The sequence below is a fragment of the Sporosarcina sp. P20a genome, from assembly GCF_002743175.1.
Lineage (GTDB): Bacteria > Bacillota > Bacilli > Bacillales_A > Planococcaceae > Sporosarcina.
This window is the reverse complement of record NZ_PDYT01000015.1, coordinates 45704-64870: the sequence shown is the minus strand read 5'-3', so window position 1 is coordinate 64870 and position 19167 is coordinate 45704. Positions and strand designations below refer to the sequence as shown.

The window sequence follows — 19167 nt, the reverse complement described above, 5'->3', positions numbered from 1 at the left end:
AGGTTGACTCAAAATGAGATCATAGGGTTCTTGTTAAATTTCAATCAAATTCCTAGAAAAGTACTTAATTTCAATACGCCCTTTGAGGTATTCATGAGTTATCTGACGCGTTCGACTTGATTTGACAATTTACCTATTAAAAAGACTCCCCAATTAGGAAGTCTTTTTAATATATTGAAATGAATAGTACGGAGTATTTTGGGATTTCAGTTGTAAACCGAACGCATATCAACGGCGCTCTGCCACTCTCCACAACTACTTTACTTAACAATACCAAGCGTATTTAAGAACACCACAATAATAGTCAATGGCACTACCCACTTCATTAAAAAGTGCCAAAGCGGATAGAAACCTTTGGATTGTGTATTATACTGTGTAAACTCATCACGCACTAACACTTGGTCCATCTTACGAACAATAAACAACGCAATCAGCAAACTTCCTGCTGGAAGCAAAATATTACTGACGAGATAATCTGTCGCGTCAAAAACACTCTTATCGAATATCAGCAACCCTGATAATGTACTAGAAGACAAGGCAGAAGGAATTGCAGCAATGAATACTACAGCTCCAATTAACCAAGTTACAGACTTACGCGTACGCTTGCCACTCGCTGTCATCGCAGCCACAATGATCTCATATAAACTAAACGAAGATGTCAAAGTCGCAAACAAAAATAAGATTAAGAATAACGCCAAGAATACTTGCCCTAGCGGAAGTTGCGAAAAGACTGCTGGTAACACCATGAAGAGTAATTCCGGTCCTGCAGCCGGTTCTTGTCCGAATGCGAAGACTGCCGGGAAAATAGCTAAACCTGCTAGTAATGAAACAAATAAATTCATTCCCACTACAGAACTTGCAGATGAAGTTAGGCTAACGTCTTTCTTCAGATATGAACTGTATGTCACCATACAAGAAAATCCAACGGCTAATGAAAAGAAGGACTGTCCAAGCGCATATAACACGGACTCCCTTGTAATACTAGAGAAATCAGGTTTCAGGAAGAACGATACACCATTCATTGCACCAGGTAACGTCAATGAACGAACGACTAAAATAATAAAAAATACAAATAATAAAGGCATCATATATTTATTTGCTTTTTCAATACCGTTTTGTACACCAGATGATACGACTAATATGTTAATAATCGTAAATAGAAGTAGACCGATTAACGTCGTTATTGGAGAACCGACAATCGAACCAAACTGTTCCGAGTAGGAAGCTCCTTCACTAATGATCTTGCCACCAATAGACAATCCACTATATATGAATACCCAACCACCGACTACACTATAGAATGATAGTAAGAGAAAACACCCCGCTACACCGAGCTTACCAATCCATGGCCATGCACTAGCTGGTGCCAACTTCTTGTAAGCACTGATTGCCTCCCTACCCGTACCGCGTCCGATAATGAATTCAGAAACCAACATCGGTAATCCAATCAAAATTGTAAACACGACGAATAATAAGAAGAACGCGCCACCGCCACTCATTCCTGTAACATACGGGAACTTCCAGATGGCTCCAAGGCCAATTGCCGCACCCGCTGATGACATAATAAAGCCGAGCTTCGAAGACCATTGTTCTTTACGTTGTTCCATTTTCTCACCCATTTCCTTTTACTTCTGCTTATTACAGTTATACTGTACTACAACATTAGAAACAATAGCATATTTATATTCTTTATAGTTAAGCACGACAAAAAAGACGTACCCGAATCGAAGTACTCCATTCGGATACATCTTTTTCTTCTCGAAAAACATGTTTTAGTTCGCTGTCTAGTCCATACTCTTATTTTGTTGTGCTCTAGCTTCACCTCCCTTACGTCCGATGTTCTCATAAAATTGTTTATCGTGCTTCTCGGAAGTAGCTTTTCCACCTTTACGTCCAATTTCTTTATAAAATTCACTACTATGCTTTTGTGCTGTGGCTTCCCCACCTTTACGACCAATTTGTTCATAGAACTCTTTATCGTGCTTTTTAGAGGTTGCTTGTCCGCCCTTACGCCCCGCTTCTTCCAAAGACATTTTCTTCTCTTGATCTGTAGTACGTTGGTTAGCCATATATATTCTTCCTCCTCGTATTCGATTTACAAAGCTTAATGAATATATTCCCAATCCACTACATGCTAAACACAAGGCGAGTTAAATAACCTTATTTCGATAGAAAGGCTTACGGAATGGAATTCATTACCCATTTAACCGTAGTAACTATATGCTATCGCTATATTCATGTATAACTTCTCCTTTTTGAACCAACTTACTTATGAAGGTACTTACAGAAGGGAGAATGACCAATGGGAAGAGATGAACATAAAAAAGGAAGTAATTCAGCTGGCTCATTACCACAAACGCCAAAGAATCAAACGATTGCCGCACGCGATATGCATGAAGAGATCGCGAAAGAATTCGCTGAATTACGTAAAGCTCCCACTCAAAAAAAGCGTAAATCATAAGTAAAAAAAGACCAGGGGAAAACCCCTGGTCTTTTTTTATCATTTTCGAAGAGGAGCTTGTTCATCTATGAGTTTCTCTAGACGCTCATCCCATTCTTCCGTTAATGTATTCCACACTCTAGTGAAATAGTTGTTTTCCGCACGATTGTAAACATAAAACTCCACACAAGGAATAAGTTGATGGTCAAGCGGTCGGGGGATCTCTATTTTATCTACAACCTTCTGAAGCGGACCTTCTGCAGCCTCTGCTCCAGTAGCAAGTAGTGTTGCCCGCAATTGTTCATCATCTAATCGTTGCGCGCTTCTGGTGAATTTCCTTGCTAATCTAAACTCTTTAACTTTTGCTGTGAAGATTTTTTCAGGTTGTTCACATAAAATCGAATCGTGGCAAGCACTGTAATAAAACTTTTTTTCTGCCTTTTCAGGTGGATGTTCGTAAACACCAGATTGTAATTGCCTTACTCCAATGCTAGTCAATTCAAAACTTTCTTTACGTAACTCGATCATTTGTGCCGCTTCCATCTTAGTAAATAAATCCTCAATAAACAGTGGTTCAACAGCTAGAAATTCTGCAATTATTTTTGATTCAGAAACATCTAGTTTTTGAACGGTAAGTAAAATCATTTTCATTAATATATCCATTGTCGTGCGCTTAATAGTTGTGTAGGGTATATTAATGAGCTCGACCGGCAATCCCCAGCTGTCTGATTGTTGTATTTGGATATCCGGCTGTTGTTGGAGTTCTTGTTGCAACCTTTTCCGAAGCGAATCCATCTACTCAACCTCCTTGGATTTGCTCTATTTTGCGCAATCCACCTTGATGTTCTACTACTTCTCGTAATTGTTTATACATATCTCTCGTAGAGGCGTTCTTTGTCTTGATCGTGAACATCTCAGAACTTCCGACAATAATAAGCAGTTCTCTTGCACGTGATAACGCTACATTCAGTCGTCGATAGTCTTTGGCGAATCCAATGTCACCATTTTTCTCACCATGATTCCTAACGAAGCTCAAAATGATAATATCCATTTCCATACCTTGGAACTTATCTACCGAACCTGTTCGACAATGCAATTGTTGGGGGCGGATTTCCTGCTGAATCAATCGATCGATTCGCTTTACCTGTTCGCCGTAAAAACTGATTACGCCGACACTTTTCTTTTCGTTTGGCTTCATTCGTCCATCTTTTTTAGCTTTTTCCGTCGCTTGTTCAATATCTAGCAAAGTATCTTGAATGATGGTTAGTTCCGCTTCATTGAAACGACTTGTCCCACCTTTGACTTGATTTTCGAAAAATGATGGGGTATTGGGTGTATCTAGCCATAGTAAATGGTCTTTTCTAGTGATTTTTCTGCTTTCGAGCAGATGATCCCGTAATTCGTCTGAATTAGGAAGTCCGCATTGTAACTGATAGTCCCCATCTTTATAAAACGGTGCGATCGTTTCCATGATGTTTTCATGCATACGGTACTGAATACTGAGCATCGTTTTGTTTTGTTTGGGCAACGTACGGAATAACCGTTCAAATAATGATTCATTGAGCAATTTTTTCATTTCACGTTGTACTTCAGGATCTTTTTGCTGATCTACCAGTTCGTCCATCGTTTCTTGTCCTACGAGTGGCGGTAACTGATGATGGTCGCCAACTAGAATAATTTTTTTACCTTTTAGCATGGGCAATAGTAATTCTGGGGGAGTTGCTTTTGATACTTCATCGATAATGACTACATCGAAGACAGGGTATTCCTCCATAAACTTTTTGGAAGCTGATGCGACACATGTTGTGCCAATCACATTCGCATGATCGATGTAAAGCTTACGGATTTCATCAAGGTCATAATCGTTGGCATCACGTAGTAACTCTTCCCATTGCGCCTGCAGTTCTTGTAGAATTGGAAGCTGTTGCTGTTCTTTTACTACTTCTGCTAGTTGGGGTTCAGCTTGAGCGAGAACTATTTCTAATTTCTCCAATTGCTCTTTTATATCTGGTTTCAATTGAACTGCAAGCTCTTCTATTTCCTGCTGTCGTTGATACTGCTCTTCTTGTAATTGCAGCGTTTTTTGCTCTACTGCTAGAACTTCTACTTTTTCTTGTTCAAGCTGTTGTTTAGCTTGAGAACATTTTAGTTCCGAGGTAGTTATGGATGCTGTTAATTGCGTGATGATTTTTATTTGTTGTCGGCACTCAAGGATCTTAGTTTCTAGCTGATTAATTTCCTCTATGAGTTGACTTTCCTCCCACTGTTTTTCAGGTGGCTCGTTGGTTTCTAGCCATTCTTTAATCTGCTTCTCCAATTCTTCTTGCTTAGATTGTAGATGTTGCTTCTGCTCTTCTTTTCGTTGTCTATTGGCTTGAATTTCTTGAAGTTCCTGTTGTAGAAATCTTAGAATTTCATGTTTCACTTCTGCAAATACTTCCTTTACAGAGTGGACTTTCTGTTGCTGAATATCTATTCCTTTTGCACGAACGATCTCTTCTTTACCGTAAAACAATGACATACCTTGTGCAATTTTTTGTAGAACTTCCGTTTTGGCGGATGAAATCTCTTTGTTTTGCAGCACTTTTTTTGTTGTAGGATTAATTAAAAACTTCCCCAAACGATCAATCATTTCATGCATTTCCTGAATGGTTGTAAAGTTTTCGGTTGAGCGCTTCGTAATGGTTTCTACCGGATAACGGTGCGTCAGCAAAAGAGACTGTGTTTTTTTAATTGCTGTTTGAAAACGTTCATGAAGCTCTTTCCATTCTTGAAATTCATAGGAATACTCTCCACTTTCAATCGACTTGATGATTCGTTGTAAGTCGTTATTCCGCAACGTGATATGAATGGGTAATTCAAACTGGTTTGCAGCAAGCGTCATGTGGATATCTTTCATTTTTGTCTGAGACATCACATCACGTTGTGTGGCTTGTAGCATTTGTTCACTGTCAGGAAGTGTTCTATATTCTTCTATAATCTCTTGTTGTGCTTCGGTATTGCTCTGCAACTCTGCAAGCCAGTTGATATAGGTTTGTGTCTGTCTTAATAGGTGTTGCTCTTTTAACCATTCTTCTACTTGGGCTGATAATTCCTCTTTATTTAGCCCTGAATTCAACTGTTTACGTAGCTCTGCAATTTCTTTTTCGCGCTGTGCAAGGTCTGTTTCAGTTTGCTCAATTCCCTGTTGCTTTTGAGAAAGTCTTCGTACAGATTGGTCAAGAAGGGATTTCCGAGAAAAGTATTCAGACTTTAGTTTTTTTAATTTTTCTTGCACTACATTTTGCATTTGCAACTGCTCAGTTAATGCAATTTTCAATTCTGTGTTCTGTTTAATTTGCTCGGATAATTGATCTGCACGTTTTTGTAATTCGGTATCTTTTGTTCGATAAACAGCACGTGTCGCTCGTACGGTTTCTATTGTTTCATTTCTCCAGTGCAACGCCACATTTTCCTCCATGAAGCGCTTGCCCTCTTCTTCAATACTTTCTGATCGTCCATAGCGTAAAATACGCGTCGCTGGATCTGTCAGTAATCGACCGAGTGCGTTATCCACTGCTAGGTTTGATTGAGATGCGACAAGTGTCCGCAAGCCAGCTTTGACGTTCTGATAGCAAATCTCGGAAATCACCGTTGTTTTTCCTGTCCCGGGTGGACCTTGTACTACAAACAAATCATGTGCTTTCATCGCTCCCGAGACTGCTTCTTGTTGGAATTCATTCAAATTATTATGGAACTCTAGTTGCGGCTGTTTATTAGTTATTTGCACAACAGGTCGTTCTTCAAATAAAACCTTTTCCAAATTCGCATTTGCAGCTAGACCGTCTTGTAAGTCTTTGAAACCTTTACGTAAGCGACGAATCTGACTTAATTCAGCAAAGTTCGTCAACACAAGACTTTTATTACGTGTTGGTAACCATTGTTCGGATCGTGCTTTCTTTTGAAACCGTTGATTTAGTTCTACGACGATAATCTTTTGACCTATCTGAGCATCGACGATTTGACCGATTTCAGTAGAAAGTTCATTCATTTTCACACTAAATCCACGGAGTTGCTTCCAGTTCTTCGTTTGTAAATCTTTACATTGTAGACGTACCTTTGTAAAATCACTGGTGAAACTGGCTTGGCTAAATGTACTGGAGATATCCGCTACATCCGCATTTTTCTCCGCAATTTGTAAATAGCCTTCCCAACTTTCAATTCGCTTTTTCACATATTCTGAACGCTCTTCTGCGATCGGTAATTGTCGTAACTTCGTATAGAATTCGATTGGCAGTGCTACTCCTGCGCGATGTAACTTAAACTTTATTGATGTATGCAGCCGCCGATTTGTCTGGACGGGCTCTTTTGCGCCTCTAACATGGAAGCCCGTAGCCAGCAGACCGTCCGGTTTCAGTACGCATTCCATAACTGCCACACGTTGCTGAACTTCTTTAGCAAACTTTTTATTTGTGTGTGGATCAAAAAACAGCGCATAGGATTGGTTCCCCATACGATTCTCCGGTTTCTTTTCAATATGTATATCAAAAGCAGACTCTGAAGAAACGAAAGCCTCTTCACTTAAAAACCACTGTTCTAAACCTTTTCGTGCATTTTTTGTTATATCAAGACTGCAAAGTATCATGTCTTTATTTTTCAGCACATTCATATTCGTACATTCTTTTCAATATAGGGCTTTACTTCAGCAAGATCACACATCATGCTTCTCCCTGTTATTCCCTTGTTCAAAGCTCTCACCTCAGTCCTCTATTATAGATCATAAGTGCATATACCGCGAGTAAGAAAAATCTTAGAAAAACTTTTAAAATTAATTTTAAAAAAGATGTTTAGGAATGATTTGCATGGGTATACTATTACTACAAGGCAAACTGAAGGAGCTAGTCAGAGAAGTAAGCTGCTAGATCTGGAAGAGATGCACAGCCTTGGCGGAAAATTTTTCTTTACTGGCAAGTGGTACACTCGGTTTGGGAATCTGCTTTTTAGATTCCAATAGAAAGACAGGTTTACCAGGTAATGCGAAAGAAGTTTTTTGTGTAAGTGCAAGTGAAATACCTGCTTCAAAGAAGTTAAGCAGTGTAGGATGCAAGACGCATACGACGAGGGTACAATATCGTTAGTATGGAGTAATCGCAACATAAAATTTTCCGCATAGTAAGAAAAGAGCAGTCAGCGATTGAGAATTTTCAATCGCTGACTGCTTTTTGTTTTTCCCCTCTCCAAAGTGATTTGTTTAGCATGATTGAAAACTGGGAAAACAATGTATAAGAAACAATTACGAGGAGGAATACGTTATGAAAAAAAGAATGGCTTTGACTGCAATTGGTTTAGGTGCGGCATTTTTAATGCGCAACAAAGATGCGCGAGACAAATTGTCTCGACAATTTGACGAGTTCAATGACACTCCTATGCGCGGAGATCGTAAAGACCATCAACAGCAATCCGAACCTAATAAAGGATTACTAGGTAGATTTTTAAATTAAAACATTCGATTATAAAGGAGCAGATCTGCATGAGTGAAGATAAAAAAGTATTTACAGAAAAAGATCGCAACCAGGCAAAGGGCGGTTACATGGATAACCCTGAAAATTTAAAGACTGATAAAGAAAGTATTTACGATATGCATGAGGATATGCAGACCGTAGACGCTATTCCATTAGAAGATGTTCGTATGGAAGAGGAAGAAGAAAGAAATCATCGTGAGACAAAAGATCGTTCATCAAGCGAAGAAAAATTCGATAGAAAATAATCACATTAAACTCAAGACCACAGCCCACTCTTGAATTAAGAGCAGGCTGTGGTCTTTAGATTTCATTAGAAACTCTAGAATCATGATGCTGTCATTATTTCATGCAATGGTTTTTACACCATTTTCAAAAGCGCTTCCGACCCAATCATACCTGCTGTGATACCGTATTGTTCAGCCTCAAGTGTGACTGATTCCAGCGGTGCTGCAAGCAATTGCTCAATCGTTTTCACGCCAACAGCACGACCCGCAACAATTTTGCGGTCCGCTAGCACACTATTTAATAATCCTACATCGAGTGCACCACACATAATATACCCTTTGTCATTCGAAACTGTAAGTAACGTCGTTTTCGGTAATTTTACCGTGACTGCTTGAAATGACTTTCCATCTATAGAAATGCTTTGGTGTTCGATCAAGACACCCACCCCTTTCTTTATCAGCATATGATGAACCATTCAAAACGTGAGAAATTTTAAAACACTACACACTCTTCACTGCATACTGCATCAAATACTCAAAATACCTTCGGTCACCGAAGTAGGCTTTTGCATCCTGAATCATTTCATAAAGTCTAATAGTCACTGTTCCAAAACTCTATTCATTGTTAATGGTTTGTATTACCTGTCGTTTTATTAGTCAATTAGATACATATTAGAGCTTTTTTTAGTGTATCTATGTTTTTAACAAAATAAAAAAACAACTTAAGTCTTATTATTCTTTCAGAAAATAGAAGAAAACTCTTGTAATCTGCTTTCTTCAGCTTTATTATAGAAAAATGTTGCGAAGATGATTCGTACCAAACAATCATAAGGAGTGTGGTCTGATGGGAAATGTTACAAGAGAAGATATTTATCAATTCGTGAAAGAAAATAATGTCAATTTCATCCGTCTTCAGTTTACTGATATTTTTGGCATGATTAAGAATGTAGAGATTCCGATCAGCCAGCTCGAAAAGGCGCTGGACAATAAAATGATGTTTGACGGATCTTCTATTGAAGGTTTTGTACGGATTGAAGAATCGGATATGTATTTAGTACCTGATTTGGATACATGGATGGTATTTCCCTGGCCTTCAGGTACTGGAAGAGTGGCACGCTTAATATGCGATGTCTACTTAGCGAATGGTGAACCTTTTTCTGGAGATCCCCGCGGTAATTTAAAGCGGATAATTGAAGAAATGAAAGGGCTTGGATTTACTGATTTCAACTTAGGACCTGAACCGGAATTCTTTCTTTTTAAACTAGATGCAAATAAGCAACCGACAATGGAGCTGAATGACCATGGTGACTATTTTGATTTGGCACCCATCGATCTAGGTGAAAATTGTCGTAGAGATATTGTGTTGGAACTTGAAGAATTAGGATTTGAAGTGGAAGCTTCCCATCATGAAGCGGCGCCTGGACAACATGAAATTGATTTTAAATATGCTGATGTATTAACTGCTTGCGATCATATTCAAACCTTTAAACTAGTCGTTAAGACGATAGCACGTAAACACGGATTACATGCCACATTCATGCCTAAGCCCTTATACGGTGTGAGTGGCTCGGGCATGCATTGCAATGTTTCTCTATTTAAAGATGGTGAGAATGTCTTTTTTGATGAAAATGGCGAACGTCAATTAAGTGAAACTGCTTATCATTTCATGGCCGGAGTATTGGATCATGTACGGGGCTTCACCGCCATCACAAATCCAACCGTCAATTCTTATAAACGTTTGGTGCCTGGCTACGAAGCGCCTTGCTACGTCGCTTGGTCCTCACAGAACCGTAGTCCATTGATCCGCATACCCGCATCACGTGGAATGAGTACACGTGTTGAAGTGCGTTCTGTCGATTCTTCGGCTAACCCTTATTTGGCAATGGCCGTTATATTAAAAGCTGGTCTTGATGGTATTAAGCGCAAGCTGACTCCACCAGCTCCTGTTGATCGTAATATTTATGAGATGAAGGCAGATGAGCTTGCAGAAAATAACATTGGGTTATTACCGACTGACCTTGACCATGCACTCATCGCGCTATCAGAAGACTTGATTATACAAGACGCACTGGGTTCACATATTTATGCGAACTTCAGTGAAGCAAAACATCAAGAATGGGAAAGCTACCGAATTACGGTGCATCCATGGGAGCTTGAACGATATATGAAGATGTATTAATAGGACTTCGCAATAGTAGGATATACGATAAAGTAAACGGCTGTAAGTACAGCCGTTTTTTTAATAGAGAAAATTATATAGAATCCATTCTATTGTCGAATGGTCTTACTGCATTTACTATAAGAAGATAAGGAGGTTTCGCTATGATTACGATTTGGTTTAATGCACTCTTCTATACAATGCAAAATGAAGGACATACAATAGATGCTTTACTGACAAAAGAGGGGAAAATAGTAGCGACCGGCTCATATGATGAATTAAAAGATCGAGCCGATGAACACATGGACTTGCAAGGTGCTTTTGTTTATCCAGGATTTATCGATAACCATATGCACATAATAGGACAAGGTGAAAAGTTATTACGCCTTGATTTATCAAACACTACTTCTTCAGAGGACATGATGGAGTTACTTCTGAATGCGTATAAAGATTTGCCAATGGATGAGTGGTTTATTGGAGAAGGTTGGGATGAGAATAGTTTTCCTGACAAGAAAATCTTCACACGCTATGAGTTGGATGCTGTAACAGATTCACCTATGTTATTAAAACGCACTTGCTGGCATGCAGCGGTCGTGAATTCAAAGGCGCTCGAACTCGCTGGTATTACAAAAGATACACCTGATCCTGATGATGGTGTCATTGAGCGCGATCATAATGGAGAACCAACGGGGTTATTGAAAGAAGGCGCTATGCAACGAGTGCTTCAACTTTTACCAAATCCAACAGTGGCCTATGTCACGAAAGCATTGGAAACCTCTGTTGATCACCTACTGTCTGTTGGCTTGACAGGTGTTGTGACGGATGACTTAGGTTACTATGGTAACTATCAGACACCATTGAAAGCCTTCAATAACGTGCTTGGTGGCGATCGTAAATTCCGTGCCCATTTACTGCGTCATTTTAGCGTGTTTCCTGATTTGATAGAGGATCAGGCTCACTATAATACACCATGGGTAGAACCCGGCGAGATGAAGTTCTTTATTGATGGCGCTTTTGGCGGTAGTACCGCGTTGTTAAGTGAGCCTTACTCCGATGAACCTGATAATGTAGGAACCGCCGTATTAACTGATAAAGAGCTCGAGAACCATATGAAAATGGCAAGACACTATGGAGAAGCTGTTGCCATACATATGATTGGAGATTTGGCAGTCGAAAAAGCACTAGATGTCATTGAAAAGTACCCTGTTCCAGCCGGAAAGAAAGATCGGTTTATACATGTCATTTTATTACGAGAAGATTTAGTGGAGCGAATGCAAAAGCTTCCGATTGTTTTAGATATACAGCCCGCTTTCGTTCCTTCTGATTTCCCTTGGGTTGGAGACCGACTCGGTAAGGATCGGCTTGATTGGGCATATTCATGGAAGAAGCTTCTAACTAAAGGATTTATTTGTGGCGGTGGATCAGATGCACCTATTGAAGACCCGAATCCTTTGCTTGGAATGCACGCAGCGATCACAAGAAGATTAAGTATAGAAAAGCATGAAGGGTATTTGCCAGATGAAAAACTAAGTCGCTACGAGGCAGTACAATTATTTACTTCGGGTGCAGCAGCTACTATAGGTAAAGCTAATTCACGAGGAAAGCTTTCAGTTGGATTTGATGCAGACTTCACTGTCTTGAAAGAAGATCTTTTCACCGTAGAAGTGGATCGAATAGCCGAAGTACAAGTAGAGAAAACTATAGTCGCTGGTGAAGTGATGTATACAGCGAATACATGATAACTGTTTAGTAAGTAGCGAATGGGGAAAACTTTCCGAAAAGGAGGTTTTACTTTGGAATTGCTAAAAGTACAAGGAGAACTGGATTGGAAGAAGCTAACGCGTAACGTGTTGATTCCGGTCATCGGTGGATCTATTATCGGATATCTTGCCAACCGAAATACACAACAACAGTATGCTGAGCTGGAGAAGCCTTCATTTTCTCCTCCTGGGGCTACATTCCCTATTACTTGGACGGTCCTGTACACGATGATGGGTGTAGCGAATTACCGCGTAGAAATGAAGCAGAGTGCAAAAAGATACGATGCGGCTATCCCTCTATATGACGTTCAATTAGGTCTCAATTTTCTTTGGTCCTTCCTATTCTTCAAATGGAATTTACGAGGTACTGCATTGATCGAGATGACGATCATGTTAGGGGCAATTGCTATGACTGCTTATGAATTCAATAAAACGGATCGGACCGCTGGCGCATTAATGGTCCCGTATATCGGATGGGTCATGTTCGCTCTAGTATTAAATTACTCTACGTGGAAATTAAATAAGTGAAACAGAAAAATGTCCCTGCCACTTCCGGCTGGGACATTTTTCATTGTTACTTATAGTGATTTTGATTATAGTTCATACGCTCTGCAGTCTTATAAGCATCATACATTCCCCAAATCCATACAATCGGATACGTAATGAAACCAATACCTACAAACATGAGTAGACCGTTAATTCCTTGCAAGATAATAAGTAAAATCCCTTTAAGGATTTGTCCATTATAAATTTGACCGACGCCAGTCCAGAAAAAACTTAGCACGGCCGCAATACCTGGATGCTTAAACATGTCATCTCCCCTTCCTGGCTGTTACTTCTATCTTACATTATGCAGAAAGGGAATGACAAGGTGTTTACTATATGGTATATCAGAAACGGTCTTTATCCAATGGTGCGCCCTTGACGTCTACATCACCATCTTTTTCTAAATGCACTTCTTCACGTTTCACTGTTTCGTGAATCGTTTCATTTTCTACAACCTCACGTTTCTTGAGAATGATCTCTTCCGTGACGACTGGCTTCTTAGTTACTTCCACCCGTTCTTCAGTAATCGGAATACGTATCGTCTCATCATCTTCTCTAAACGCTGTCACATCTTGATCGTAGCGACTGTCAAGACTCGCTTCACCTTCTACTACAGGTCTACGTTCAATTGTTACTTCATCGTGTGATACGCTAACGTCTACTGACCTAGGTTCTTCCACTACTTCTTTTTCTACTCGGATTTCTCCACGCTGTGTTTCATGCTTTTCCACTTGAAGACGTTCTTCATGCAAACGTAAACTCTCTTCTTCTGTATTAGTATTAGAGAAGGCATGTTCATTTGTATGCAAGCCATGATCAACGTCACGATTCTGATGGTTAAGTGTTTGATCAGGTAATGTTTGGCTCAATCTGAATGCTGGATCTCCACCATTGAGTTCCTGGTCTGTTACGCTCATACCATTTGCTCCAAGATTGACGTCTGTACTTTTTCCATCTCTACCGTAGAAATCCGTATTGTCCATATAGTGTCGATTCGCTTCACCGGAGTCAACATAGAGCAGCATGCCGCCCTGTTCAATTTCCTGATAATATTTCAATGTGTCCTCTTTACCGAACTCTAAGCTATCTACCATACGACGTACATGATCTTCTCCCGTTACGAAGCCCATGAATCGATCCCACCATGAATCATCAGCGGATTTAATTTCTGCATCTGTATTACTTCTAACCATAGTTAATTGATCATCGTCTTTTACAACTACATAAATATTGTCTTCGGGCCATCCTTCTTTTTTCAGATCATCCAAACGATTCACCAATTCTGTTTCATTATAGTACATTCCAATATACCTATTCTTCCCCATCTAAATCTCCTCCTAATATTATAATGTATTATGTTAAATTCTTTTATCTTCGTGTTGATACATTTACCCCAGTAATTTAAGATAGAAACATTTTCAGTAAATTGTTTATGAGAGGTATAAATAATGACCTGGAAGGAATGCTAATATAAAGGAGTGATTTCATGCTGGAATTAGATACGTCGATTGAAGGCAAAATGGCTTGCTTTGGGACTTTACGGGATAAAGTGGATCAGCACGGGTATCATTTTGGCGGGGGCTGGGATTATGATAAAGGTAGTTTCGATTCGATCCTTCATAGAGAAGCTGGAGAAACCATTTATTTACGTGTTCCCTTTGAAGTCCATGACGGAGAACTTGATGATTTCAACACATCCATCAAATTCAAAAAGCCATACGTAATCAAACATGTGGTCAATACAGGACTAGATCCTGACTCAAGCTCTTTAATAAGTGGTTCTTTCAATCAATTCCAAGAACCATTGGATCGGGATGCAGAAATTCGTGATAAGAGTCGTTGGGAAATTGCTGGGGAACTCGCCATTGAAGAAATATTGCAGTACTTGGAATAAAAAAGAGGATCTTCTTGCCGGCTTCGGTAGAAGATCCTCTCTTTATTATTCTGTTATATTTTGTACCTTTTCATCCATCTCATTTGAACTCAACACTTCTTTAGGAAATTTCACGAAAACCGGTTCAAGTTCACTCATTAACTCTTCTAATTCAGCTCCAGTATAGAAAAATGATTCGAAGTATTTAGCATTTCCATTTGACTCCACTACTATTCTCAGCCGTTGCAAAGGTTCTTTACCAGCTAAATCTTCATCTGACATGATCACTTCTTCACCGACATAATTGGCTTGATGGATCCAAGATGTTCCTGATTGATCTTCTCCTCTAGCAAACGAAAGGAGTTCTTCTGTATCGATCGTTTGTTTTTTCAATGAAATCCCTCACTTTACCTGTTTGCTTTAGTGTTCCCTGTTGATGATTCTTAAAACACTTCAATTTTCGAAGTATAGGTCTCTATGAAGACTGCAGCCTGGATTAAAGTTCGCTTTACAGGAAGGACATTGATAGGAGCTATGAAAGTATTCGTTGATCGTGAGTTCATGATCACACGCACCACAAAGTATGGCTTTCATGTCAAACCGACTAGCTGGCCAAACGGCAAGTTGACCGCAACCAGTTTCTTCATGGCATAAGTGACATGGGAAGTAGGTATCGCAGCAATAGAACTTGATGGCAATTCGGTCTGTTTCTGTTGCGTAATGAATGCAGCGCGTTTCATCATCAACTAGTAGCCCCCGAACTTCATGTCTGTGTTTTTTCATTTTACCCACTCCTTACGTTCATCATAAAAGCGGAATAGTCAGTATGCAAGATAAAAAGACATCTCAGCAACCGTAAGTTTACGACTACTAAGACATCCTGTGTCTACATATCTTTATGAGTAAATGGACACTTTCCAGTTAGCGGCACGCTGTCGTCACCGATGAAAAATTGTTTCCATTCGTTATGTGTTGGGTCTCCAAAATGACTAATGTCGGGATGCTTTGGTAGGTCATCCCACAGCTCTACACGTTCACGAACTTTCTCGCGCGAGTTGATTCCACCTTTTTCCGTACCGGTAAGACCTTTGAAAATTTTGCGCGGCTGAAACCCGATGACCATTGCATTTCCTAAGTCACGAGTCTTTCGCTGCTTATAGGCTGGCGCATTACCGAAAGCAAAAACCGGCTCTCCTTGGAAATGAAAATCCCATAGATAATGGTCAGGATCTCGTGGCGCTTCAACAGGCCATTGTTCTTGGTCTTCTGTATGCAAATACTGCAAAATATCCCAAAACTGCTGGCGATACTCCTCTATTGTTCCTTCTTTTTCAAAAGGTTCGACAAATACAAAGAGACCATGGCGTTTATGCTTTGGATTTTCAAATAGCATCAAAAATGCTTCCAATGCCTGGGGCAAGTTCGACCAGTCATTTTTAGACACGTAAGCGTATCGTAGTTCGCCTTTATTTTCGCCAGCCATTCCAAAATAGCATGGGAATGTCTTATCAGTCACGATAGTATGAAACGTCTGATATTCTCTCAGTAACCATTCTGGCAAATCATTGCGTTCTGCGAAGTCTTCCTTTGTTAATAAAGCGCTTGATGTTTGAATCAACGTTTTATCCCCCTCTAACTTACTATGCTGTATATCCTTTACCCTGTCGTTTGCAATATAACACATGCGTTTCTCGAATTCAGGATAGTAACCTATATACTATACAGAAGATGATGAGGCATTATGAGTGTTATATTCACTTTCATTTCAGCTCTATACTTTCTACTTCATTTCCGTAATATTTGATTTAATCTAATTGAAGAGATATCTAGATCCAATCAAAAAACACCTTATCGATTTTCATTCGACAAGGTGTTCTTTCATTGTAAAGGTTTTGGGGTTTCCTGTATTTCATCTATTGTCTGCATAACTAATGTAACTGCCTGACTTAAGGCACTACCACCGCCAAGCGCTGCAGCGACACCGACTGCTTCCAAGACTTCAGGAACAGTAGAACCAGCATCCATAGAAGCTTTTGTATGGTAAATGATGCAATACTCACTATGTGCATAGACACTTACAGCCAATGCAATTAGCTGCTTATATTTCTGGCTGATTTCTCCTTCTTCAAAACTGATCTCTGTGAATTCATGGAATGATTTCATTAACTTAGGTAATTTTTCACTCATTGCGCCCATACCGGTTTTGTAATCTTGCAGTACTGCATCCGTAAATGTATAGTCTTCCATAAAATTGCCTCCCGTCATAGCAACAGTATGTCCAATTCTTTGTTTGCTATTCAGCGATAACGGAAATGGTATAAGCAATCACAAATCAAGGAGGCTCCTCATGAAAATTGTTGTCACGGGTGATACCCATATTCCAGGAAGAGGCAAAGCTTTGCCTGTTAGATTGATAAAAGAATGTAAAACAGCTGATTTGATTTTACATACAGGTGATTGGAAATCCATCGAAGTCGTACAGATGCTTTCTGAACTCGCAGAGGTGCAAGGTGTTTCAGGAAATGTGGATGGCGAGGATATAAAAAGACAATTCCCATTGCAACAAGTGATTCAAGTGGGTCACGTGAAAATCGGCTTAGTACATGGTCACGGGGAGAAACAGACAACCGAAAAACGTGCGATTGCAGCATTTGAAGGAGTGCCACTAGACATCATTATTTTTGGACACTCCCACATTCCTATGCTTCGGTATATGAATAAAACCCTATTGTTAAATCCCGGATCTTCAACCGACAAGCGTAAACTACCTCATTACTCGTTCGCTATCTTACATATTGAGGAGGAGATTCGTGCAGAGTTAGTATTTTTTGATGATAAAACGTGAATTACAGAACGAATGGATTAATAGGTCCAGCCGCGATTGTATTGAACAGGGGATTCAATTTCAACACCGAGTTCTTTAGCTGCTGTATATGGCCAGTAAGGATCTCGTAATAATTCACGAGCAAGCAATACCATATCCGCACGGTCATTTTGTAGAATTTCTTCTGCTTGTAGCGCTGACGTAATCAATCCTACTGCACCTGTAGCAATATTTGCTTGCTGGCGAATCACATCCGCAAACGGCACTTGATAGCCTGGGAATGGATGGATAGCAGCTGGAACTACACCACCAGAGCTCACGTCGACTAGATCGACGCCCTGTTCTTTCATCCAACCCGCCATTTCTGCATACTGCGAAGGATCCATGCCCCCCTCTTGATAATCTTCTGCTGAGATTCTGACAAATAATGGACCTTCCCAAACAGAACGGATGGCATCGATCACTTGGCCTAGTATACGGTAACGATTTTCTGCTGATCCACCGTATTCATCCTCACGATGATTACATAGTGGAGTCAAGAACTCATTAAGTAAATAACCATGTGCACCATGGATTTCAATCACGTCAAAACCAGCTTGTTTGGAACGGATTGCTCCTTGTTTGAATGCTTCAATCGTTTCCTTAATATCAGCGATAGTCATTTCTGCTGGTGTTTTATATTTCTCATTGAACGCAATGGGGCTTGGCGCATGAATGGTTCCATCCACTGTCGCCTTTCTTCCTGCATGTGCTAATTGGATACCGGTACGGGCACCATGTTGTTTCATCAAACGAACGATTTCAGTTAGACCTTCAATATGCTCATCTGACCAGATTCCTAAATCTTCACTTGAGATTCTTCCTTGCGGTTGAACGGCTGTTGCTTCAACGATGATCAGGCCGACTTGTCCTACCGCACGGGCAGCATAATGGGTTTTATGCCAATCCTCTACTTTTCCATCCTGATTATGTGAAGAATACATACACATCGGTGCCATTGCAATACGATTTTTAAACTCTACGCCACGTATAGTATAAGGGCTAAATAATTTTGTCATGAATAATTCCTCCTCTGCTAGTCGCTAGGGAAAGTATAGCAAATCTATATGTTTTTTTAATGTTTGAGGATTTTAAACCAACTTTATGAAACATTTGGTAGTACTTGAACGTATAGTAGACTATATAAAAGGAGGTATTCTCATGAACCCACTCATTACGATATGGACACAACCTAAGCAAACAATTCGTTATGTTCTCGAATACAAAACATGGAGTTATAGTTTTTTCATCTTATTCCTTGTTTCAGTCAGCGTCGGTATGACATCCTTTGCTGAAACGGATATCTTACCTGACCTTTCATTGCCTGTAATTATTCTGCTCAGTATCGTGTCGTCGTTCATTGGGACGATTATCAGCCTGTTTATCAGTTCTGCTCTCTACACATGGGTAGGTAAATGGCTTGGAGGTAAAGGGAATTTCAAGGATATGGTGCAAATGTCGCCGATCGCTTCGATTCCGATGATTTGGATGATGCCGATTAACTTGCTACTAGTCATTATTTTCGGTAAGAATTTATTTGTTGATATGATGAACAACGCAGATGCTGATGTATTTGGAACATTATCTGTTGTATTAATGCTTACCAACTTACTCACACTAGGGTTAGGCATTTTCGGTACCGTGATTTTATCTAAAGGTATTGGGATTGTCCATCACTTTTCTTCTTGGCGCGGATTTGGTACGATTCTAATTGTTACTGGTTTATTTTTAGCATTAATGATTCCATTTATCATCTTTTTGGTATTTGTACTACTTGCTTACTAAATTCAACAATAAAAAAA

Annotated in this window: 21 protein-coding genes; 9 read left to right on the top strand and 12 right to left on the bottom strand. The window is 39.8% G+C overall.

Going from position 1 to position 19167, the window contains the following annotated elements:
- Positions 1 to 260: 260 nt before the first annotated feature.
- Positions 261 to 1607 (bottom strand): sodium-dependent transporter, encoded by a 1347-nt coding sequence (locus tag CSV72_RS12030; protein ID WP_099678547.1) that lies wholly within the window; start codon positions 1605 to 1607, stop codon positions 261 to 263.
- Between the two features lie 177 nt (positions 1608 to 1784).
- A complete protein-coding gene (locus CSV72_RS12025) occupies positions 1785 to 2069 on the bottom strand; it encodes a KGG domain-containing protein (RefSeq protein WP_099678545.1) in 285 nt (94 codons plus the stop codon).
- 233 nt (positions 2070 to 2302) lie between these two features.
- Here CSV72_RS12025 and CSV72_RS16900 point away from each other — a divergent pair, with 233 nt between their 5' ends.
- Positions 2303 to 2461, top strand: coding sequence for a hypothetical protein (locus tag CSV72_RS16900; protein WP_199170095.1), 159 nt, complete (start codon positions 2303 to 2305; stop codon positions 2459 to 2461).
- Positions 2462 to 2500: 39 nt separating this feature from the next.
- Here CSV72_RS16900 and CSV72_RS12020 read toward each other — a convergent pair whose 3' ends face one another.
- On the bottom strand, positions 2501 to 3235 hold the full coding sequence (locus CSV72_RS12020; protein ID WP_099678544.1) for a hypothetical protein: 735 nt from the start codon (positions 3233 to 3235) through the stop codon (positions 2501 to 2503).
- A 4-nt stretch (positions 3236 to 3239) separates the two neighbouring features.
- Complete coding sequence (locus CSV72_RS12015; RefSeq protein WP_099678543.1) at positions 3240 to 7088, bottom strand: AAA domain-containing protein; 3849 nt, start codon at positions 7086 to 7088, stop codon at positions 3240 to 3242.
- A gap of 643 nt (positions 7089 to 7731) precedes the next feature.
- Between CSV72_RS12015 and CSV72_RS12005 the strand changes: the two genes are divergently transcribed.
- Complete coding sequence (locus CSV72_RS12005) at positions 7732 to 7920, top strand: hypothetical protein (RefSeq protein WP_099662239.1); 189 nt, start codon at positions 7732 to 7734, stop codon at positions 7918 to 7920.
- A gap of 29 nt (positions 7921 to 7949) precedes the next feature.
- Positions 7950 to 8186, top strand: a complete 237-nt coding sequence (locus tag CSV72_RS12000; protein WP_099634763.1) for a hypothetical protein — start codon at positions 7950 to 7952, stop codon at positions 8184 to 8186.
- Positions 8187 to 8299: 113 nt separating this feature from the next.
- Here the strand turns inward: CSV72_RS12000 and CSV72_RS11995 are convergent, their stop codons facing one another.
- Entirely contained in the window at positions 8300 to 8629 is a 330-nt protein-coding gene (locus CSV72_RS11995) for a YunC family protein (protein WP_099678546.1), read from the bottom strand.
- Between the two features lie 380 nt (positions 8630 to 9009).
- Between CSV72_RS11995 and glnA the strand changes: the two genes are divergently transcribed.
- The 3 genes from glnA to CSV72_RS11980 all read left to right on the top strand — a co-directional run bounded on the left by glnA (position 9010) and on the right by CSV72_RS11980 (position 12611).
- Complete coding sequence (gene glnA / locus CSV72_RS11990; protein ID WP_099678541.1) at positions 9010 to 10344, top strand: type I glutamate--ammonia ligase; 1335 nt, start codon at positions 9010 to 9012, stop codon at positions 10342 to 10344.
- 143 nt (positions 10345 to 10487) lie between these two features.
- The gene (locus CSV72_RS11985; protein WP_099678540.1) at positions 10488 to 12062 is read left to right on the top strand and encodes an amidohydrolase; all 1575 of its coding nucleotides are present in this window, start codon (positions 10488 to 10490) and stop codon (positions 12060 to 12062) included.
- Between the two features lie 54 nt (positions 12063 to 12116).
- On the top strand, positions 12117 to 12611 hold the full coding sequence (locus CSV72_RS11980; RefSeq protein ID WP_099678539.1) for a TspO/MBR family protein: 495 nt from the start codon (positions 12117 to 12119) through the stop codon (positions 12609 to 12611).
- A gap of 46 nt (positions 12612 to 12657) precedes the next feature.
- On the opposite strand, the gene CSV72_RS11975 is transcribed toward CSV72_RS11980, so the two are convergent.
- Entirely contained in the window at positions 12658 to 12894 is a 237-nt protein-coding gene (locus CSV72_RS11975; RefSeq protein WP_099634770.1) for a hypothetical protein, read from the bottom strand.
- A gap of 79 nt (positions 12895 to 12973) precedes the next feature.
- On the bottom strand, positions 12974 to 13954 hold the full coding sequence (locus tag CSV72_RS11970; protein ID WP_099678538.1) for a YsnF/AvaK domain-containing protein: 981 nt from the start codon (positions 13952 to 13954) through the stop codon (positions 12974 to 12976).
- A gap of 161 nt (positions 13955 to 14115) precedes the next feature.
- On the opposite strand from CSV72_RS11970, the gene CSV72_RS11965 reads away from it, so the two are divergent.
- The gene (locus CSV72_RS11965; protein ID WP_099634772.1) at positions 14116 to 14523 is read left to right on the top strand and encodes a YugN family protein; all 408 of its coding nucleotides are present in this window, start codon (positions 14116 to 14118) and stop codon (positions 14521 to 14523) included.
- A 45-nt stretch (positions 14524 to 14568) separates the two neighbouring features.
- On the opposite strand, the gene CSV72_RS11960 is transcribed toward CSV72_RS11965, so the two are convergent.
- The 4 genes from CSV72_RS11960 to CSV72_RS11945 all read right to left on the bottom strand — a co-directional run bounded on the left by CSV72_RS11960 (position 14569) and on the right by CSV72_RS11945 (position 16749).
- A complete protein-coding gene (locus CSV72_RS11960) occupies positions 14569 to 14895 on the bottom strand; it encodes a hypothetical protein (protein ID WP_099678537.1) in 327 nt (108 codons plus the stop codon).
- A 60-nt stretch (positions 14896 to 14955) separates the two neighbouring features.
- Positions 14956 to 15285 carry a CHY zinc finger protein gene (locus tag CSV72_RS11955; RefSeq protein WP_099678536.1) on the bottom strand — a complete coding sequence of 110 codons (330 nt, stop codon included), beginning with the start codon at positions 15283 to 15285 and terminating at the stop codon, positions 14956 to 14958.
- Positions 15286 to 15388: 103 nt separating this feature from the next.
- On the bottom strand, positions 15389 to 16120 hold the full coding sequence (locus CSV72_RS11950) for a YqcI/YcgG family protein (RefSeq protein WP_099678535.1): 732 nt from the start codon (positions 16118 to 16120) through the stop codon (positions 15389 to 15391).
- 260 nt (positions 16121 to 16380) lie between these two features.
- Positions 16381 to 16749 carry a carboxymuconolactone decarboxylase family protein gene (locus tag CSV72_RS11945; protein WP_099678534.1) on the bottom strand — a complete coding sequence of 123 codons (369 nt, stop codon included), beginning with the start codon at positions 16747 to 16749 and terminating at the stop codon, positions 16381 to 16383.
- A 100-nt stretch (positions 16750 to 16849) separates the two neighbouring features.
- Between CSV72_RS11945 and CSV72_RS11940 the strand changes: the two genes are divergently transcribed.
- Positions 16850 to 17347: a metallophosphoesterase family protein gene (locus tag CSV72_RS11940; protein ID WP_099678533.1), complete on the top strand. Its 498-nt coding sequence runs from the start codon at positions 16850 to 16852 to the stop codon at positions 17345 to 17347.
- Between the two features lie 17 nt (positions 17348 to 17364).
- Here the strand turns inward: CSV72_RS11940 and namA are convergent, their stop codons facing one another.
- Positions 17365 to 18384, bottom strand: coding sequence for an NADPH dehydrogenase NamA (gene namA, locus CSV72_RS11935; protein ID WP_099678532.1), 1020 nt, complete (start codon positions 18382 to 18384; stop codon positions 17365 to 17367).
- A gap of 142 nt (positions 18385 to 18526) precedes the next feature.
- Here namA and CSV72_RS11930 point away from each other — a divergent pair, with 142 nt between their 5' ends.
- Positions 18527 to 19150: a Yip1 family protein gene (locus tag CSV72_RS11930; RefSeq protein WP_158232209.1), complete on the top strand. Its 624-nt coding sequence runs from the start codon at positions 18527 to 18529 to the stop codon at positions 19148 to 19150.
- Positions 19151 to 19167 lie beyond the last annotated feature (17 nt).

What these genes read in the sequence shown, in the direction of transcription:
- CSV72_RS12030 (WP_099678547.1), bottom strand. Translation starts at nt 1,607, where the DNA reads ATGGAACAACGTAAAGAACAATGGTCTTCGAAGCTCGGCTTTATTATG.
- CSV72_RS11965 (WP_099634772.1), top strand. Translation starts at nt 14,116, where the DNA reads ATGCTGGAATTAGATACGTCGATTGAAGGCAAAATGGCTTGCTTTGGG.
- CSV72_RS11930 (WP_158232209.1), top strand. Translation starts at nt 18,527, where the DNA reads ATGAACCCACTCATTACGATATGGACACAACCTAAGCAAACAATTCGT.
- CSV72_RS16900 (WP_199170095.1), top strand. Translation starts at nt 2,303, where the DNA reads ATGGGAAGAGATGAACATAAAAAAGGAAGTAATTCAGCTGGCTCATTA.
- CSV72_RS11995 (WP_099678546.1), bottom strand. Translation starts at nt 8,629, where the DNA reads ATGCTGATAAAGAAAGGGGTGGGTGTCTTGATCGAACACCAAAGCATT.
- CSV72_RS11945 (WP_099678534.1), bottom strand. Translation starts at nt 16,749, where the DNA reads ATGGAAGACTATACATTTACGGATGCAGTACTGCAAGATTACAAAACC.
- CSV72_RS11985 (WP_099678540.1), top strand. Translation starts at nt 10,488, where the DNA reads ATGATTACGATTTGGTTTAATGCACTCTTCTATACAATGCAAAATGAA.
- glnA (WP_099678541.1), top strand. Translation starts at nt 9,010, where the DNA reads ATGGGAAATGTTACAAGAGAAGATATTTATCAATTCGTGAAAGAAAAT.
- CSV72_RS12025 (WP_099678545.1), bottom strand. Translation starts at nt 2,069, where the DNA reads ATGGCTAACCAACGTACTACAGATCAAGAGAAGAAAATGTCTTTGGAA.
- CSV72_RS12020 (WP_099678544.1), bottom strand. Translation starts at nt 3,235, where the DNA reads ATGGATTCGCTTCGGAAAAGGTTGCAACAAGAACTCCAACAACAGCCG.
- CSV72_RS11955 (WP_099678536.1), bottom strand. Translation starts at nt 15,285, where the DNA reads ATGAAAAAACACAGACATGAAGTTCGGGGGCTACTAGTTGATGATGAA.
- CSV72_RS11970 (WP_099678538.1), bottom strand. Translation starts at nt 13,954, where the DNA reads ATGGGGAAGAATAGGTATATTGGAATGTACTATAATGAAACAGAATTG.
- namA (WP_099678532.1), bottom strand. Translation starts at nt 18,384, where the DNA reads ATGACAAAATTATTTAGCCCTTATACTATACGTGGCGTAGAGTTTAAA.
- CSV72_RS12000 (WP_099634763.1), top strand. Translation starts at nt 7,950, where the DNA reads ATGAGTGAAGATAAAAAAGTATTTACAGAAAAAGATCGCAACCAGGCA.
- CSV72_RS11940 (WP_099678533.1), top strand. Translation starts at nt 16,850, where the DNA reads ATGAAAATTGTTGTCACGGGTGATACCCATATTCCAGGAAGAGGCAAA.
- CSV72_RS11975 (WP_099634770.1), bottom strand. Translation starts at nt 12,894, where the DNA reads ATGTTTAAGCATCCAGGTATTGCGGCCGTGCTAAGTTTTTTCTGGACT.
- CSV72_RS12015 (WP_099678543.1), bottom strand. Translation starts at nt 7,088, where the DNA reads ATGAATGTGCTGAAAAATAAAGACATGATACTTTGCAGTCTTGATATA.
- CSV72_RS12005 (WP_099662239.1), top strand. Translation starts at nt 7,732, where the DNA reads ATGAAAAAAAGAATGGCTTTGACTGCAATTGGTTTAGGTGCGGCATTT.